The 16,443-nt window shown below is 73.5% G+C and carries 13 protein-coding genes and 1 riboswitch; of the genes, 9 read left to right on the top strand and 4 right to left on the bottom strand.

The window, feature by feature from the left end; genetic code table 11:
• Positions 1-236 precede the first annotated feature (236 nt).
• From sigK to AB0B90_RS07760, 4 genes are all read left to right on the top strand, one after another.
• Positions 237-836 (top strand): ECF RNA polymerase sigma factor SigK, encoded by a 600-nt coding sequence (gene sigK, locus AB0B90_RS07775; protein WP_362921494.1) that lies wholly within the window; start codon positions 237-239, stop codon positions 834-836.
• Positions 833-1,609, top strand: a complete 777-nt coding sequence (locus AB0B90_RS07770; protein WP_362921492.1) for an anti-sigma factor — start codon at positions 833-835, stop codon at positions 1,607-1,609. The genes sigK and AB0B90_RS07770 overlap by 4 nt, the downstream gene beginning before the upstream one ends.
• A gap of 61 nt (positions 1,610-1,670) precedes the next feature.
• Positions 1,671-3,281 (top strand): molybdopterin-dependent oxidoreductase, encoded by a 1,611-nt coding sequence (locus AB0B90_RS07765; protein WP_362921490.1) that lies wholly within the window; start codon positions 1,671-1,673, stop codon positions 3,279-3,281.
• Between the two features lie 178 nt (positions 3,282-3,459).
• Positions 3,460-4,119 (top strand): fasciclin domain-containing protein, encoded by a 660-nt coding sequence (locus tag AB0B90_RS07760; RefSeq protein ID WP_362921488.1) that lies wholly within the window; start codon positions 3,460-3,462, stop codon positions 4,117-4,119.
• Positions 4,120-4,317: 198 nt separating this feature from the next.
• Here AB0B90_RS07760 and AB0B90_RS07755 read toward each other — a convergent pair whose 3' ends face one another.
• Positions 4,318-4,791 carry a low molecular weight protein-tyrosine-phosphatase gene (locus tag AB0B90_RS07755; RefSeq protein ID WP_362901063.1) on the bottom strand — a complete coding sequence of 158 codons (474 nt, stop codon included), beginning with the start codon at positions 4,789-4,791 and terminating at the stop codon, positions 4,318-4,320.
• Between the two features lie 179 nt (positions 4,792-4,970).
• Between AB0B90_RS07755 and AB0B90_RS07750 the strand changes: the two genes are divergently transcribed.
• The 4 genes from AB0B90_RS07750 to AB0B90_RS07735 are packed head-to-tail and all read left to right on the top strand — an operon-like array spanning position 4,971 to position 8,325.
• Complete coding sequence (locus tag AB0B90_RS07750; protein ID WP_350946224.1) at positions 4,971-5,399, top strand: TIGR03618 family F420-dependent PPOX class oxidoreductase; 429 nt, start codon at positions 4,971-4,973, stop codon at positions 5,397-5,399.
• Complete coding sequence (cbiE, locus tag AB0B90_RS07745; RefSeq protein WP_362921485.1) at positions 5,392-6,786, top strand: precorrin-6y C5,15-methyltransferase (decarboxylating) subunit CbiE; 1,395 nt, start codon at positions 5,392-5,394, stop codon at positions 6,784-6,786. Before AB0B90_RS07750 ends, cbiE begins: the two co-directional genes overlap by 8 nt.
• The gene (gene cobM, locus AB0B90_RS07740; RefSeq protein ID WP_362921483.1) at positions 6,783-7,526 is read left to right on the top strand and encodes a precorrin-4 C(11)-methyltransferase; all 744 of its coding nucleotides are present in this window, start codon (positions 6,783-6,785) and stop codon (positions 7,524-7,526) included. Before cbiE ends, cobM begins: the two co-directional genes overlap by 4 nt.
• Entirely contained in the window at positions 7,519-8,325 is an 807-nt protein-coding gene (locus AB0B90_RS07735) for a cobalt-precorrin-6A reductase (protein WP_350946221.1), read from the top strand. Before cobM ends, AB0B90_RS07735 begins: the two co-directional genes overlap by 8 nt.
• A 65-nt stretch (positions 8,326-8,390) precedes the next feature.
• Here AB0B90_RS07735 and AB0B90_RS07730 read toward each other — a convergent pair whose 3' ends face one another.
• Genes AB0B90_RS07730 through AB0B90_RS07720 form a run of 3 tightly spaced genes read right to left on the bottom strand, consistent with a single transcriptional unit; the run spans position 8,391 to position 12,201 of the window.
• Entirely contained in the window at positions 8,391-9,920 is a 1,530-nt protein-coding gene (locus AB0B90_RS07730; RefSeq protein ID WP_362921808.1) for a precorrin-2 C(20)-methyltransferase, read from the bottom strand.
• 20 nt (positions 9,921-9,940) lie between these two features.
• Positions 9,941-10,567: a precorrin-8X methylmutase gene (locus tag AB0B90_RS07725; protein WP_350946220.1), complete on the bottom strand. Its 627-nt coding sequence runs from the start codon at positions 10,565-10,567 to the stop codon at positions 9,941-9,943.
• Positions 10,564-12,201: a precorrin-3B synthase gene (locus AB0B90_RS07720; RefSeq protein WP_362921480.1), complete on the bottom strand. Its 1,638-nt coding sequence runs from the start codon at positions 12,199-12,201 to the stop codon at positions 10,564-10,566. The genes AB0B90_RS07725 and AB0B90_RS07720 overlap by 4 nt, the downstream gene beginning before the upstream one ends.
• Positions 12,202-12,222: 21 nt before the next feature.
• Positions 12,223-12,418: riboswitch (cobalamin riboswitch) on the top strand.
• 236 nt (positions 12,419-12,654) lie between these two features.
• Here AB0B90_RS07720 and cobN point away from each other — a divergent pair.
• Positions 12,655-16,365, top strand: a complete 3,711-nt coding sequence (gene cobN / locus AB0B90_RS07715; RefSeq protein WP_362921478.1) for a cobaltochelatase subunit CobN — start codon at positions 12,655-12,657, stop codon at positions 16,363-16,365.
• The last annotated feature ends 78 nt before the right edge of the window (positions 16,366-16,443 follow it).

The raw sequence follows: 16,443 nt of genomic DNA, 5'->3' as shown, positions 1-16,443 counted from the left end.
CGTGCCTCCGGGAGGCCTCCCGGAGGCACGACGCGGTGTCGGGGCGCGGTGTCGGGGCGCGGCCCACTCATGGCAGACCAACCGGCACTCTCGCGGCAGTCGCCGAAGAGGCGGAGCGGTCGTCGCGGCCGGGCCGGCGTTCGACGGTCTTTCATACAGGGCGACCCATCCGGCGCGCGGACGGCTCCGAAGGATTTCGTGGCCGGTGCTGTGCCGGCCGGGGTAGGAGGGGCTGCATGCGAGCGCGTGACCGGTCGCCGGTGGGCGAGGACCGCCCGGGCGGTGCCCCGCCGGGGCCGCTGGAGGAGTTGCTGCAGGCGGTCGGCAGGGGTGATCGTGAGGCGTTCGAGCGGCTGTACGAGGTGCTGGCGCCGCGGGTGTACGGGCTGGTGCTGCGGGTGCTGCGGGATCGGGCGCACAGTGAGGAGGTGGCGCAGGAGGTGCTTGTGGAGGTGTGGCGCAGCGCCGCCCGCTTCGAACCGGAGAGGGGGTCGGTGATGGCATGGGTGCTGACCATCGCGCACCGGCGGGCGATCGACCGGGTGCGTTCGGCGCAGGCCGGCACCGACCGGGAGGAGCGGGCCGCGCGGCTGGACCCGCATCGCTCCTATGACGAGGTGCCGGAGCTGGTGGTGGGCAGGCTGGAAGGCGAGCGGCTGCGCCGCTGCCTGGAAAATCTCACGGAACTACAGCGAGAGTCGATCACCTTCGCCTACTACGGCGGCTACTCCTACCGGGAGGTCGCCGAGCTGGTCAAGGCTCCGTTGGGGACGATCAAGACACGGATGCGCGACGGGCTGATCCGGCTGCGCGACTGCCTGGGGGCGGACCGATGAGGGCAGGAGAGGGCGGATCCGACCCGCACACCCTGGCGGGTGCCTATGCGCTGGACGCCATAGACGACGAAGGGGAGCGGCGCCGTTTCGAGCGGCATCTGACCGGGTGCGCCGAGTGCGCGCAGGAGATGGCGACGCTCAGCGAGACGGCCGCGCGCCTTGGCGCGGTGGCGGTGGCCGAGCCGCCGGCCGGTTTGCGGGCGCGGGTGCTGGCCGAGATCGATCAGGTGCGTCAGCTGCCCCCGACGGTCGCGCAGGCGGCACGTGCGAGGCGGGTGTGGAGGGTCACGTGGCGGCCCTGGCTGGCGGCGGTGAGCGTGGCCGCGGCGTTGGCCGTGATGGCCGGGCTCGGCGTGACGGCCGTGCAGGCACGTGAGGAACTGGAGCAGGCCCGGCGCGTGGAACAGCGGATCGCCGCGGTGCTGAGTGCGGATGACGCCAGAACGGTCACCGCCCCGGCCGCCGCGCCGTCTGCCGAGGGCGGGCGTGGGCGCGGCACGGTGGTCATGTCGCGCTCGCAGGGCGCACTGGTGTTCTGGGCGGCCGGGCTGGGCGATCCGCCCGCAGGCCGGGTCTACCAACTGTGGCAGCTCGCGCCGGGACGGATCACCTCGGCCGGCCTGCTCGCCTCCAGCGGCTCCGGCGGCACCCTGCCGGTATTCAGCGGCATCAGGGCCGATGCGGATCAGGTAGGGGTGACGCTGGAACCGGCCGGTGGTTCACGGCAGCCGACCGGCACGCCGTTGCTCCTGGTGGACATGCCCGCCGCCTGACCTTCTCGCTGCCGGGGAAAGTGACCCCCATCCGTTTCGGCTGCGGCTCCGAAGCCCTGCTGTGACCACTGAGACACCGGCCCGCAGCGCCGCGCCCCCCGCATCGACCCCCGTGTCGGCGGCCTTCGGCGTGCTGGCGGCGGTGCTGGCGCTGGGGGTCGCGGAGCTGACCGCCGCGCTGGCAGGCCGGCCAGAGGCCGGTCCGCTGCTCGCGGTGGGGTCGGTGTTCATCGACCTGAGCCCGGCGTGGCTGAAGGACTTCGCCATCCGCACCTTCGGCGCGGCCGACAAGCCGGTCCTGCTCCTGACACTGGCTGCCGTGATCGCGATCGCGTCCGCGGCCATCGGAACTGCCGCGCCCCGGCGGCCGCGCCTGGCCATCGCAGCCCTGCTCGGGCTCGCGGCGCTCGCCGGGGCCGCGGCGCTGTCACGGCCGGGAGCCGGCCCGGTGGACGTGCTGCCCGCCGTCGTGGGGGCGGCGGGTGGCACCTTCGCCCTGCCGTACTCCCGGCGCGGACCGCGACCCAGGGCGGGTGGCCGCGTCACGCCGGGCGATCTGATGCGGCGCTACGGCCATCCCGTCCAGCCGCCGGCCCCTGTGCCAGGAGCCGATCGGCGGGCACTGCTCACCCACGGCGCCGCCCTACTGGGGGCGGCCGTCCTGAGCGGCGGTGCCGGCCGGGCGATCACCTCGGCGCGCCAGGCGTCCGCCGACGGCCGCGCTCTGACACTGCCCCCTCCCGCCGACCCGGCCCGGCCGCTTCCAGCGGGGGTCGGAGCGCACGTGCCGGGGCTCGGCCCGTTCACCACGCCCAACGACGCCTTCTACCGGGTCGACACCGCGCTGATCGTGCCGCGCGTGCCGCACCAGGAGTGGACGCTGCGGGTGCACGGCCTGGTCGACCGCCCGATCGAACTCACCTTCGCCGACCTGCTGGACCGGCCGCTGGCCGAGCGCGACATCACCCTGACCTGCGTTTCCAACGAGGTCGGCGGCCCGTACGCGGGGCACGCCCGCTGGCTCGGCATCGATCTGGCGGCGCTGTTGCGCGAGGCCGGTGTCCAGTCAGGGGCCGATCAGATCCTGTCGCGCTCGGCCGACGGCTGGAGCGCCTCCACCGCCCTGGAATCGGTGCTGGACGGCCGCGACGCGTTGCTGGCCATCGGGATGAACGGCCGGCCGCTGCCGCCCGCCCACGGTTTCCCGGCACGCATGATCGTGCCGGGCCTGTACGGCTACGTCTCGGCCACCAAATGGGTCACCGACCTTAAGCTCACCCGCTTCGCCGCCGAACGCGCCTACTGGACCCGGCGCGGCTGGGCCGAACAGGCGCCGATCAAAACCGCCTCCCGTATCGAGGTGCCCAAACCCTTCGCCGAGATACCCGCCGGAGCCGTCACCGTCGCCGGGACCGCGTGGGCACAGCGTCGCGGCATCGCGGCCGTCGAGGTCCGCGTCGACGGCGGCCCCTGGCGCCAAGCCGACCTGGCCGCCTCCGCCGGGCCCGACACCTGGCGGCAATGGCGCACCACCTGGCAGGCCGCACCCGGGCAGCACCGCATCGAGGTCCGCGCCACCGACGCCACCGGCCACACCCAGCCCGCCGAACGCGTGCCGCCGATCCCGGACGGCGCCACCGGCTGGCACACGGTCCTGGTGACCGTCACCTGAACCCCCCTCAGCACGTCCATCCACCAGACACAGGAGACGCCAGAACATGAACATCCGTCATGTCGCCGCCGGATCGCCGGTCCTGGCCGTGGCCGCCTCTCCCGCCCCGGGACACCAACCGACCCGCCGCGGACCGCTTTCCCCCACCTGCCCGCACACCGACAAGGAGCCGACAAAGATGATCACGAAGAAGCGCCTGACCGCGGTCCTGCCCCTGCTCGCCCTGGCCGCGTCGCTGACCGCGTGCGGCGGCAACGGTGACACCGGCGCCGCCCCGGGGGCGGCCTCGTCCGGCAGCAGCGCCGCCCCGGCCCCCTCCAGCAGCGCGCCGATGGCGACCGAGTCCGCGACCGAGTCCGCCGCCGGCGCGCCGTTCGGTACGGCCTGCTCCGCGGTTCCCGCCTCCGGCGAAGGCAGCTTCGCCGGCATGGCCGAAGCCCCGGTCGCCACCGCCGCCTCCAACAACCCGGTCCTGTCCACCCTGGTCGCCGCCGTGAAGAAGGCCGACCTGGTCGACACCCTCAACTCCGCCGACGGCATCACCGTCTTCGCCCCGACCAACGACGCCTTCGCCAAGATCGACAAGAAGACCCTGGACAAGGTGCTGGCCGACAAGAAGACGCTGACCGACATCCTCACCTACCACGTCGTCCCCGGCCGTAAGACCCCCGCCGACCTGGAAAGCGGCTCCTTCACCACGTTGCAGGGCGGCAAGGTCACCACCACCGGCTCCGGCCAGGACTACACGGTCGGCGACGCGGGCGTGGTGTGCGGCGACGTGGCCACCCGCAACGCCACCGTCTACATCATCGACACCGTACTCATGCCCAAGAAGTGACCCCCCCTGGGCAGGGCTCGCCGCACCGCTGCGGCGAGCCCGGCCACCCGGGGCGCCACGGGGCGAGTCGCGAGGCGAAGTGCCGGCGGCCAACTAGTGATCTACTTTGTAAAGGCGTCGGGTGGGAGGAAATCCCTCACCCGAAGATCACAGGCCCCCGCTGCCCGCGAAGGCGAGCGCGGGTCCTGTGGGGGGACCTCACCTCAGGGTGGTCGCCAGGTGCTTGGCGAGTCCCTCGGAGGCGGCCCTGACCATCTCCAGCACCTCGGTGAAGCCCTCGCGCTCGCCGTAGTAGGGGTCTGGCACCTCGGCGCCCTCGGGGGCGGCGGGGTCGAAGGAGCGGAACAGGCGCACGTCCGCGCCCGCGGGGGCGAGGCGGCGCAGGGCGCCGAGGTTGTGGGCGTCCATGGCCAGCACCAGGTCGACCCGGTCGTACCAGTCGCTCAGGAACTGCCTGGCCCGGTGCTCCGAGCCGTCGTAGCCGTGGTCGGAGAGCGTCTCGGCGGCCCGCGCGTCCATCGGTCCGCCCTGGTGCCAGCCGCCGGTGCCCGCGCTGTCGACCGTGACGAGGTCACCGAGACCGTGGTCGTCGAGGGTCTTCCTCAGCACGACCTCGGCCATGGGGGAGCGGCAGATGTTTCCCAGGCACACCACGCATATGTGATAACTCATGCTTATCAGGATGCCGCCTGCCCGGGGGGTGACGGCCGGGAGAACGGCCGTTTCTATGTCGATTTCCGTGTCGATCGGTTCCCGCCGGAGCGGCGCGCGGGATTCTCCGTGGCCGCGAGGGGAGCGTGATCACCCCGGCCGGTGACCGGGTCCGAGGGGGGACGCGGTCCGCGGCTAGCATGTCGCCCGGTAGAGCGGAATCGGGGAAGGATCGGCTGTTGAAGGATCTCGGGGAGGACCTCCGCGCGTTCTGGCGGGAGCGTCATCTGTGCACGATGACCACCGTGCGCGCCGACGGCACGCCGCACGTCGTTCCGGTGGGGGTGACGCTGGACGCCGACTCGGGGATCGCGAGGGTGATCACCTCGGGTGGCTCGCACAAGGTCCGCCATGTGCTCGCGGCGGGTGAAGGCGGGGCGGCCGTCGCGGTCTGCCAGGTGGACGGGCGCCGCTGGTCGACCCTGGAGGGGCGTGCGGTGATCCGTACCGACCCCGAGTCGGTCGCCGACGCCGAGCGCCGCTACGCCGAGCGTTATCGGGTGCCGAGGGAGAATCCCGCCCGCGTCGTGGTCGAGATCCGCCTCACCCGGGTGCTGGGCAATGTCTGAGCCCTCCTCCGCCGATTCCACCGCCGTCGATCCCGCCGTTGTCGTCGTCGGGATCGGAGACGACGGCTGGGCCGGCCTGTCGCAGGCGGCGCGGCGCGAGCTGTGCGCCGCCGAGGTTCTGATGGGCAGCGCCAGGCAACTGCGGCTCGTCCCGGAGTTCGGCATCGAGTGCGCTGCCGGGCACGGTGTCGAGCCGGGAACCGAACCCGGTGGCGACCACGGTGCGAGGTTCGGTGGCGAGTCGGGCGTCGAGCGGGGAGCCGAACTCGGTGTCGACTCCGGTGCGGACCGCGGCGTCGAGCGCGTCGTCTGGCCCTCGCCGCTTCTGCCCGCCCTGCCCTCGCTGCTCGCCTCCCACCGGGGCCGCAGGGTTTGCGTACTGGCCAGTGGCGACCCCATGTTCCACGGCATCGGCACGACCCTGGTGCGGCTGCTCGGCGCCGGACGGGTGAGGGTCCTGCCGCACCCGTCGTCGGTCTCCCTGGCCTGCGCGCGGCTCGGGTGGGCGGCCGACCGGGTCGAGGTGGTCAGCCTCGTGACGCGTCCCGTCGAGGTGCTGCACCCGGTCGTCCACGAAGGCCGTCGCGTCCTGGTCCTCAGCGCCGACGGCCGGACTCCGGCCCGGGTCGCGGCGTTGCTCGCCGCCCGAGGTCACGGCGCGAGCACGGTGACGGTTCTGGAACGGCTGGGCGGCGCCGGGGAGCGCGTGGTCTCGGGTAGGGCGGACACCTGGTCGACGGCCGTGACCCACGATCTCAACGTCGTCGCCGTGGAGTGCCGCGCCGACGCCGGGACCGTTGCGCTGCCGCGTCTTCCCGGCCTGCCCGACGAGGCGTTCGAGCACGACGGGCAGCTCACCAAGAGCGAGGTGCGCGCGGTCACCCTGTCCCGGCTGGCTCCCGTTCCCGGGGAGCTGCTGTGGGACGTCGGCGCGGGGGCGGGCAGCATCGGCATCGAGTGGATGCGCGCGCATCCGGACAATCGGGCCGTCGCGGTGGAGTCGCGTCCGGACAGGGCGGCGGTGGTGGCACGCAACGCCGCGGCGCTGGGCGTTCCCGGTCTAGACGTGGTGACCGGTGCCGCTCCGGCCGCGCTCGCCGGGCTGGAGACGCCCGACGCGGTCTTCGTCGGCGGCGGGCTGACGGTCGCCGGGATGGTGGAGGCGTGCTGGGAGGCGCTGAGGCCGGGGGGCAGGCTGGTGGCGAACGCGGTGACCGTCGAGTCCGAGGCGGTCCTGGCCCGTTGGCACGGCGGGCTCGGTGGCGACATGGTCCGGCTCGCGGTCAGCAGGACCTCTCCGGTCGGTGGTTTCACCGGCTGGCGGCCGATGATGCCCGTCACGATCTGGACCGTGCTCAAGCCGCCCGCCCTGGAGGAGAAGCGATGACGGTACGTTTCATCGGCGCCGGGCCGGGCGCCGCGGATCTCATCACCGTGCGGGGAGCGCGGGCGGTCGCGTCCGCACCGGTGTGCCTGTACGCGGGATCGCTGGTCCCCGCCGAGTTGCTGGAGTCGTGCCCGCGGGGCGCGCGGCTGGTCGACACCGCGCGGATGAACCTGGAGGAGATCGTCGCGGAGATGGTCGCCGCTCACCGGGCGGGGGAGGACGTGGCCAGGCTGCATTCCGGTGACCCGTCGGTGTTCAGCGCGATGGCCGAGCAGATGCGGCGGCTGGACGCCGAGGGAGTGCCGTACGAGGTGATCCCGGGGGTGCCCGCCTTCGCGGCGGCGGCGGCGTCGCTGGGGCGTGAGCTGACGGTGCCGGGGGTGGGGCAGACGGTGGTGCTGACCCGGACCTCGGTGCGCGCCACTCCCATGCCCGAGGGCGAGGATCTGGGCACGCTCGGTCGTAGCCGGGCCACGATGGTCCTGCACCTGGCGGTGCAGCGCGTCGAGGCCGTCGCGGCGGAGCTCGTTCCCAACTACGGTGCCGACTGTCCGGTGGCGGTGGTGGCGAGGGCGAGCCGCGACGACGAGGTGATCCTGCGCGGCACCCTGGCCGACATCGCCGGGCAGGTCCGCGACGCGGGGATCCTCCGCACCGCGGTGATCGTCGTCGGACGGGTGCTGACCGCTTCGGAGTTTCCCGACAGTCACCTGTACTCCGCGGCCCGTTGCCGTGACTGACCCCGTGCTGAAGGTCCTGATCCTGGGGGGCACCGACGAGGCCAGGCGGCTCGCCGCCGCGCTCGCCGATCGTCCGCGGACGCACGTGGTGTCCTCGCTGGCGGGCCGGGTGCGTGATCCGAAGCTGCCGGTGGGGGAGGTGCGCGAGGGAGGTTTCGGCGGCCCCGGCGGGCTCGCGGCGTGGCTGGTGGAGCACGGCGTCCAGGTCGTCGTGGACGCCACGCATCCGTTCGCGGCCAGGATGAGCGCCTCGGCGGCCGAGGCGGCGGCCCGTACGGGCCTGCCGTCGCTGATCCTGCGACGACCCGGCTGGCGGGCGGCTCCCGGTGACGACTGGCGCTGGGTGCCCTCTTTGGAGGCCGCCGCCGAGTTGCTGCCCTCGCTGGGGGAGCGGGTGTTCCTGACCACGGGACGTCGCAGCCTGCCGGTCTTCGCGGGTCTCGACGGGCAGTGGTTCCTGGCCCGTTCGGTGGACCGGCCGGGGCCGGTGGTGCCGCGACGTCTGGAGGTGCTGCTGAGCCGGGGGCCGTTCACGGTGGACGGAGAGCTGGCCCTGATGCGCGAGTACCGGGTGGAGGTGCTGGTCACCAAGGACAGCGGTGGTGAGATGACCACCGCGAAGCTGTTCGCCGCCCGTGAGCTCGGGGTGCCGGTGGTGATCGTACGCCGTCCGCCGCTGCCCGAGGGGGTGGTCTCGGTGGGGACCGTCGAGGCGGCGCTCGCCTGGCTGGAGAGTGTGAGCGGCCCCGGTGGGGGTGCCGGTTCGGGGCGTCGGGCCCGGCACGCCGGTGAGCGGTGAAGGCCGGACTCGCCCTCACCACGTGACGGCTCCTCGACGACTGAGGAGGAGCCGTCACGTCCGGGTCAGGCGGGATAGCGGCGGGGGGTGAACACCACCCGTTCGCCGTCGGCTCGCTCGACCACCCGCGTGGTGGACGAGCCCACCAGCAGCAGGCAGCGCATGTCGATCGCTCCGGGGTCCAGGTCGCCGAGGGTGGTGACGGTCATGTGCTCGTCGGCCCCGCCGACGTCGCGGCCGACGACCACGGGGGTCTGCGGCGCGCGGTGCTCGAGCAGCAGGTCCCGCGCGGCGGCCACCTGCCAGGTACGGCTCTTCGAGGCCGGGTTGTAGAGGGCCAGGACGAGGTCGGCCTTCGCCGCGGCGCTGATCCGCTCGGCGACCACCTCCCAGGGTTTGAGCAGGTCCGACAGCGACAGCACGCAGTAGTCGTGGCCGAGGGGGGCACCGGCCCTGCTCGCCACCGCGTGCGCCGCAGTCAGGCCGGGCAGCACCCGTACCGGCACGTCCGCGAACCTCGGCTCGCACGCCACCTCCAGCACCGCGCTGGCCATCGCGAACACCCCGGGGTCGCCCGAGGAGACCACGGCCACCCTCGACCCGGCCGCGGCCAGTTCCAGCGCGTGCGCGGCCCTCTCGGCCTCCACCCGGTTGTCGGTGGGGTGGCGGCGCTGGCGAGGGTTGGGCGGGACGCGGTCCAGGTAGGGGCCGTACCCGACGAGTTCGTCGACCTCGGCGAGCGCCTCCTGCGCCTGCGGGGTCAGCCACGGACGCCCGGCGGGGCCGAGTCCCACCACGACCACCTCGCCGCGCGCCCTCGCCTCGCCCGGGGTCTCGGCTACGGCGGCGGGCGCGGGGCTCGACGCGTTGACGGGGCTGTTGACGGGGCTGGGGATCAGCGCCAGCGAGAAGTACGGGACGCTGCCGGGGTCGACCTCGGCCAAAGGCGCCAGGCGCTGCTGCCCGGTGGTGGCGCGCTCGACGTACCAGGCCTCGTCGAGACGCCCGGCCTCGGCCAGCGCGTCGCGGACCTTGGTGAAGGTACGGCCGAGTTTCAGCACCGCGGCCGAGTCGGTGGCGGCCAGGCGCTCGGCGAGCACCTTGGCGGGGAGCGTCCCCGGCAGCACGGTCAGGACCTCGTCCCGCTCGACCAGCGGGCGGCCCAGGACCGCCGAGGCGCCGCTCACCGACGTCACGCCCGGCACGACCTCGGTGACGTAGCGGTGTGACAGACGCTTGTGCATGTGCATGTACGAGCCGTAGAAGAGCGGGTCGCCCTCGCACAGCACCACCACGTCGCGCCCGGCGTCCAGGTGGGCGGCCAGCCGCACCGCGCAGGCGGCGTAGAAGTCGTCGATCGCCCCCTGGTAGCCGCCGGGGTGGTCGGTGGTCTCGGTGGTGAGCGGGTAGATGAGCGCCTCCTCGACCTGCCCCTGCCGCAGGTAGGGAGCGGCCACCGAGCGGGCGATGCTGCGGCCGTGGCGGGCACTGTGGAAGGCGATCACGTCCGCCTCGCCGATCAGGCGGGCGGCCTTGACGGTCACCAGCTCGGGGTCGCCGGGGCCGAGTCCCACGCCCCACAGCCGTCCGGTCACGCGTGTGCTCACGTCGCCGCTCACTCCTCCTCGCTCGCGATCGCGTTGACCGCGGCGGCGGTCATCGCGCTTCCGCCCCGGCGTCCGTTCACGACGAGGTGTTCCAGCCTCGCCGGGTGCTCGGCGAGGGCCTGTTTGGACTCGGCGGCGCCGATGAAGCCGACCGGGACGCCGAGTACGGCGGCCGGGCGGCCCGCGCCCTCCTCGACCATCTCCAGCAGCCGGAACAGCGCGGTCGGCGCGTTGCCGATCGCGACCACCGAGCCCTGGAGCCTGTCGCGCCACAGTTCCAGTGCCGCGGCGCTGCGGGTGGTGCCCAGCCGCGCGGCGAGCTCCGGCACGCGGGGGTCGCCGAGGGTGCAGATCACCTCGTTGCCCGCGGGAAGGCGGCGCCGGGTCACCCCCGAGGCGACCATCATGGCGTCGCAGAGCACCGGGGCGCCCGCCTGGAGCGCCTCGCGTGCCGAGGCCACGACACCGGGCGACCAGCGCAGGTCGCTCACCAGGTCGACCATCCCGCAGGCGTGGATCATACGGACCGCGACCCGGGCGACGTCTGCGGGCAGGCCGTCCAGGTCGGCTTCCGCGCGGATGGTGGCGAAGGAGCGGCGGTAGATCTCCGCGCCGTCGCGGACGTAGTCGATCACATTTCCCCTCTGGCGGCCGCCACCGCGGCCGCGGTCTCCTCGATGCCGGAGCAGGTCAGGGCGGTGCCGTCCAGTTCCAGGCGGTAACCGTCACCGGTGGCGATCACGTCCGCGACCCGTCCCCTCGGGCGGCCGCAGCGCCTGGCGCAGCCCGCCCAGTGCACGGGGAGCGTATCGGTGCCCGGCCCCATCGCGGACGGCGGGGCCATGCCGAGTTCGCTCCGGGAAGGCTCGTTTCCGGAGAGTTCGCTTCTGGACGGCGAAATCATGCCGGTGGCGGTGGCGGTGGCGGTGGCGGTGGCGGTGGCGGTGGCGGCGTCGGCCTGGACGTCGGCGAGGGATTTGGCGCAACCGGGGCGGCCGGTGCAGGCCGTCACACCGATCCAGGGGGAGGCGGGGTCGACGACCAGCCCGGCGGCCTCCAGACGGGCGGCCGTGCCCGTGACCTCGGCGCGGTCCAGGCCGGGCAGGACCACACCGCGCCATGGCGTGAGCCGGATCTCCCCGCCCGAGGCGGCGTCGGCGAGCAGCAGTGCCTGCGCGGAGGTCAGCCGCCCCAGGGGGATCGCCACCCCGAGCGCCACCCGCGTGCCCTCGTTTCCTGGACCGTCCGTGTCCCTGTCTCCGTGGCCTGCGGCTTTTCCGGGACCTGTCTCTCCGGTGACGCCGGTTCGGTTCCCTCGCCGGCCCGTGCCCTCGATGACGCCGACCGGCCCGGAGGTCACGACGTGCGGTCTCACCGGTTCGAAGGGGGGCGTGTCGGGGAGTCCGAGAGCGGTTCGCATCCGGGTGGCGATCCGGGAGGGCCCGTCGGGAAGTTCGGCGATCCGCCAGGCGGTGACGTCCCGGGTGGCCAGTTCGTCGAGGAACGCCTCGGCGGTGGCGAGCAGGACGGTCACGGCTTCGTCGAGCGGTACGCGCAGGCCGGTGTCGGTTCCGGCGAGGAGCAGCGCGGCCTCGTCCGGTGCCGTGGGCAGGATCGTGGCGTCCGCGCCCAGGCCGGCCACGTCTCCCCGTCCGTCGTCGAGGGCGAACATGAACCGTCCCGGCAGGGCGGCGAGGGCCGGGCGGGCACACAGCCGTCGATCCAGTTCGCCGATCAGAGGGGTGATGTCGGCGATCCCACGGCCGTTCGTTTTCGTGCCGTTCGGAGCATCCCCGCCGCTCGGTCCGCTTGGTTCGTCGATTCCGCCTGGTTCGGCGGGTCCGGCTGGTCTGTTCGGTCTGCCGAATTTGTTTGGTTCGGCCGATCCAGCCGGTCTGCCGGGTTCGTTTGGTTCGGCCGGTCCGTCCACTCCGGTCAGCGGGGAGGCGAGGATGTTGCGGATGCGCTCGTGTGTCGCCGAGGGCAGCAGGCCCGCTTTCGCCATCCGCGCGGCGAATCCGTTTTCCGGACCGCTTTCTGGATTCTCCGGCCCGAGACCGCGCACCTGGACGTTCGCCCGGGAGGTGAGCTCGATGACGCCGTTGCCGTACGCCGTGGCGGCGTCGGCGAGTTCGCGCAGCTGGGAGGGGGTGAGACGACCTCCGGGTACGCGGACGCGGGCCAGGCCGCCGTCCGCGGCGGGGTGGACCTGGAGGGCCCCGGGGCACGCGTCGAGTCGCGATCGTCCGGAAAAGTCGGCAATGGACACTCAGAGGATGTTAATGCCAGTTTCTTGCAATGACCCGGACTGCCGTAGTGTCATCGATGGCGACGGCAAGGGAGGAAGCCGGTGTGAATCCGGCGCGGTCCCGCCACTGTAACCGGGGAGCGAACCCCACCCGGGCCACTGTCCGACGAAGGACGGGAAGGCCGGGGTGAGCACCGATCCGGGAGCCAGGAGACTCCAGCCGTCGTGGCCGACGACGACCCGGGGCGAGGACCCCGAGGGAGGAAGCTCCGTGCGCTTTTCGCCGTTCCCCCGCCACACCGCGACATCGCCGTTCCCCCGCCACACCGCGGCATCGTGGTCTTCCCATCACGACGCGGCATCGCGGTCGCCACATCACGGTGTGACACCGCCGCTCCCGCGTCACACCGCGACGTCGCCGCTCTCCCGCCGCATCGCGGCTCCCGCGGGCCGTACCGCCACTCCTCTGCCGGGGTGTGGCGCGTGATCCTGCTGCTCTCGACCTCCGACACCGACCTGCTGAGCGCCCGCGCGAGCGGCGCGGACTACCGGCTCGGCAACCCCGCCAGACTCACCGCCGCCGACCTCCCGCCGCTGCTGGAGGGCGCCGACCTGGTCGTGGTCCGCCTGCTCGGCGGGCGCCGCGCCTGGGAGGAGGGGCTGGACGCGCTGCTCGCCGGACCCCGGCCCGTCGTCGTCCTCGGCGGCGAGCAGGCGCCGGACGCCGAGCTGATGGAGCTGTCCACCGTGCCCGGCGGGGTCTGCGCCGAGGCGCACGCCTACCTCGCCCACGGCGGCCCGGCCAACCTGACCGAGCTGCATCACTTCCTGTCCGACACGCTGCTGCTCACCGGCCACGGGTTCGCCGCGCCCGAGCCCACCCCCACCTGGGGAACGCTCGCGCGCGAGACGCGCGGCCAGGACGGACCCGTCGTCGGGGTGCTCTACTACCGGGCCCACCACGTGGCGGGGAACACCGCCTTCGTCGAAGTGCTCTGCTCGGCGATCGAGGACGCGGGCGCGCGGGCGCTGCCGGTGTACTGCGCCTCGCTGCGCACCGCGGAACCCGGCCTGCTGGAGGTCCTGCGCACGGTGGACGCCCTGGTGGTGACCGTGCTCGCCGCGGGCGGCACCCGTCCGGCGACCGCGTCGGCGGGCGGGGACGACGAGGCATGGGACGTCGGCGCGCTCGCCGAGCTGGACGTGCCGATCCTGCAGGGGTTGTGCCTGACGAGCAGCCGGGCCTCCTGGGAGGAGAACGACGACGGCCTGTCCCCGCTGGACGCCGCCACCCAGGTCGCGATCCCCGAGTTCGACGGACGGATCATCACGGTGCCGTTCTCCTTCAAGGAGATCGACGAGGATGGGCTCACCGTCTACGTGGCCGACCCCGAGCGGGCCTCGCGGGTGGCGGGCATCGCGGTGCGCCACGCCGCGCTGCGGCACATCCCGCCCGCCGAGCGGCGGCTGGTGCTGATGCTGTCGGCCTATCCCACCAAGCACGCGCGCATCGGCAACGCCGTCGGCCTGGACACCCCGGCCAGCCTGGTGCGGCTGCTGGCCGCGCTCCGCGAGCGCGGTTACGACATCGGCGCCGAGGACGAGCTGCCCGGGGTGAGCGGGCAGGACGGCGACGCGCTCATTCACGCGCTGATCGCCGCGGGCGGGCAGGACCAGGACTGGCTCACCGAGGAACAGCTCGCGGGAAACCCGGTGCGCATCGCGGCGAGCCGGTACGCCGAGTGGTACGCCACCCTCCCCGCGGACCTGCGCGCCCGGATGGAGGAGCACTGGGGCCCGGCGCCCGGCGAGCTGTTCGTGGACCGCTCACGCGATCCCGAGGGCGAGATCGTGCTGGCCGCGCTGCGTTCCGGCAACGTGGTGGTCATGGTGCAGCCGCCGCGCGGCTTCGGCGAGAATCCCATCGCGATCTACCACGACCCCGACCTGCCGCCCAGCCACCACTACCTGGCCGCCTACCGCTGGCTGGCCGACGGCTTCGGCGCGCACGCCGTGGTCCACGTGGGCAAGCACGGCAACCTGGAGTGGCTGCCCGGCAAGTCGGCGGGCCTGTCGGCCTCCTGCGGCCCGGACGCCGCGCTCGGCGACCTGCCGCTCGTCTACCCGTTCCTGGTGAACGACCCGGGCGAGGGCACCCAGGCCAAGCGCCGCGCCCACGCCACCCTGGTCGACCACCTCGTCCCGCCGATGGCCCGCGCCGACAGCTACGGGGACATGGCCAGGCTGGAGCAGCTCCTCGACGAGCACGCCTCCATCGCGGCGATGGACCCGGCCAAGCTGCCCGCGATCCGCGCCCAGATCTGGACGCTCATCCAGGCCGCCAGGCTCGACCACGACCTCGGGGTCGCCGACCGTCCCCACGACGCCGAGTTCGACGACTTCCTGCTGCACATCGACGGCTGGCTGTGCGAGGTCAAGGACGTTCAGATCCGCGACGGCCTGCACGTGCTGGGAGCCGCCCCAGAAGGGGGGCCGCGCGTCGACCTGGTCCTGGCCATGCTCCGCGCCCGGCAGATGTGGGCGGGTGGCGAGGCGCTCGTCGGGTTGCGCGAGGCACTGGGCCTGGCCGAGGACGGCAGCGTGGGACGGATCGGTGTCGACGACGCCGAGACCCTGGCCCGAGCCCTGGTCGAGGCGATGGAACACCGCGGCTGGGACCCGGCCGCGGCAGGGGAGGTGACCGCCGAGGTCCTGGGCCGGGCCGACGACACCGGCCGCGACGACGCCGGCGCCTCGGCGGGCCCGGCCGGGGTGACCGGCCGGGGCGGCGGATCCGGGGTGCCCGCCGCGGCCGACGTACGCGGTGCGAACCTGGGGGAGGTGGAGCGGATCCTGCGGTTCGCCGCCGTCGAGGTCGTGCCCCGGCTGGCGCGCACCACCGACGAGATCGACGCGATCCTGCACGCCCTCGACGGCGGCTACGTGCCCGCCGGGCCGAGCGGTTCGCCGCTGCGCGGGCTGATCAACGTGCTGCCCACCGGCCGCAACTTCTACTCGGTCGATCCCAAGGCCGTGCCGAGCAGACTGGCGTGGGAGACCGGCCAGGCGATGGCCGACTCCCTGCTGGAGCGCTACCGCGCCGACACCGGCGACTGGCCGCGTTCGGTCGGGTTGTCGGTCTGGGGGACCAGCGCGATGCGCACCGCGGGCGACGACGTCGCCGAGGTGCTGGCGCTGCTGGGCGTGCGGCCGCTCTGGGACGAGGCCTCGCGCCGCGTCACCGGCCTGGAGCCGATCCCGGCAGGCGAACTGGGTCGTCCGCGCGTGGACGTCACCATCCGGATCAGTGGCTTCTTCCGCGACGCCTTCCCGCACGTCGTGGCGATGCTGGACGACGCCGTACGGCTGGTGGCCGGGCTGGCCGAGCCCGAGGAGCTCAACTACGTGCGGGCGCACGTGCTCGCCGACCGGGCCGAGCACGGAGACGAGCGCAGAGCCACCATGCGCATCTTCGGCTCCCGGCCCGGGGCCTACGGCGCCGGGCTGCTGCCGCTGATCGACAGCCGCAACTGGCGCGACGACGCCGATCTGGCCGAGGTGTACGCGGTCTGGGGCGGCTTCGCCTACGGCCGGGACGTCGACGGTGTTCCCGCCAGGCAGGACATGGAGACGGCCTACCGCAGGATCGCCGTGGCGGCCAAGAACGTCGACACCCGCGAGCACGACATCGCCGACTCCGACGACTACTTCCAGTATCACGGCGGCATGATCGCCACCGTCCGGGCGCTCACCGGCAAGGCCCCGGCCGCCTATGTCGGCGACAGCACCAGGCCTGACGCGGTCCGCACCAGGACGCTCTCCGAGGAGACGTCCAGGATCTTCCGCGCCAGGGTGGTGAACCCCCGCTGGCTGGCCGCGATGCGCAGGCACGGCTACAAGGGGGCCTTCGAACTGGCCGCCACCGTCGACTACCTGTTCGGCTACGACGCCACCACCGGCGTCGTAGCCGACTGGATGTACGACAAGCTGGCCGCGACCTACGTGCTGGACCCGGAGAACCAGGAGTTCATGGCCAGGTCCAACCCGTGGGCGCTGCACGGGATCGCCGAGCGGTTGCTGGAGGCGGCCGGTCGCGGCATGTGGGAGCATCCCGACCCCGCCGTCCTGCGCGATCTGCAGGAGGTCTACCTCAAGTCCGAGGGAGACCTGGAGGGCGGAGTCTGACCGGGGCGGTGCCGCGCTTTCACCGGGCTCCACGGGTTTCACCGTTTCGGCGATGTCCGGCCAGACCCCTTGGCGTTC

The organism is Streptosporangium sp. NPDC049078 (assembly GCF_040648855.1).
Classification (GTDB): domain Bacteria; phylum Actinomycetota; class Actinomycetes; order Streptosporangiales; family Streptosporangiaceae; genus Streptosporangium.
This window is presented reverse-complemented; position numbering and strand designations above follow the sequence as displayed.

Coding starts and splice junctions, on each gene's coding strand:
- AB0B90_RS07755 (WP_362901063.1), bottom strand. CDS start 4,791: ATGAGTTATCACATATGCGTGGTGTGCCTGGGAAACATCTGCCGCTCC.
- AB0B90_RS07760 (WP_362921488.1), top strand. CDS start 3,460: ATGATCACGAAGAAGCGCCTGACCGCGGTCCTGCCCCTGCTCGCCCTG.
- AB0B90_RS07750 (WP_350946224.1), top strand. CDS start 4,971: ATGTCGCCCGGTAGAGCGGAATCGGGGAAGGATCGGCTGTTGAAGGAT.
- cbiE (WP_362921485.1), top strand. CDS start 5,392: ATGTCTGAGCCCTCCTCCGCCGATTCCACCGCCGTCGATCCCGCCGTT.
- AB0B90_RS07770 (WP_362921492.1), top strand. CDS start 833: ATGAGGGCAGGAGAGGGCGGATCCGACCCGCACACCCTGGCGGGTGCC.
- sigK (WP_362921494.1), top strand. CDS start 237: ATGCGAGCGCGTGACCGGTCGCCGGTGGGCGAGGACCGCCCGGGCGGT.
- cobM (WP_362921483.1), top strand. CDS start 6,783: ATGACGGTACGTTTCATCGGCGCCGGGCCGGGCGCCGCGGATCTCATC.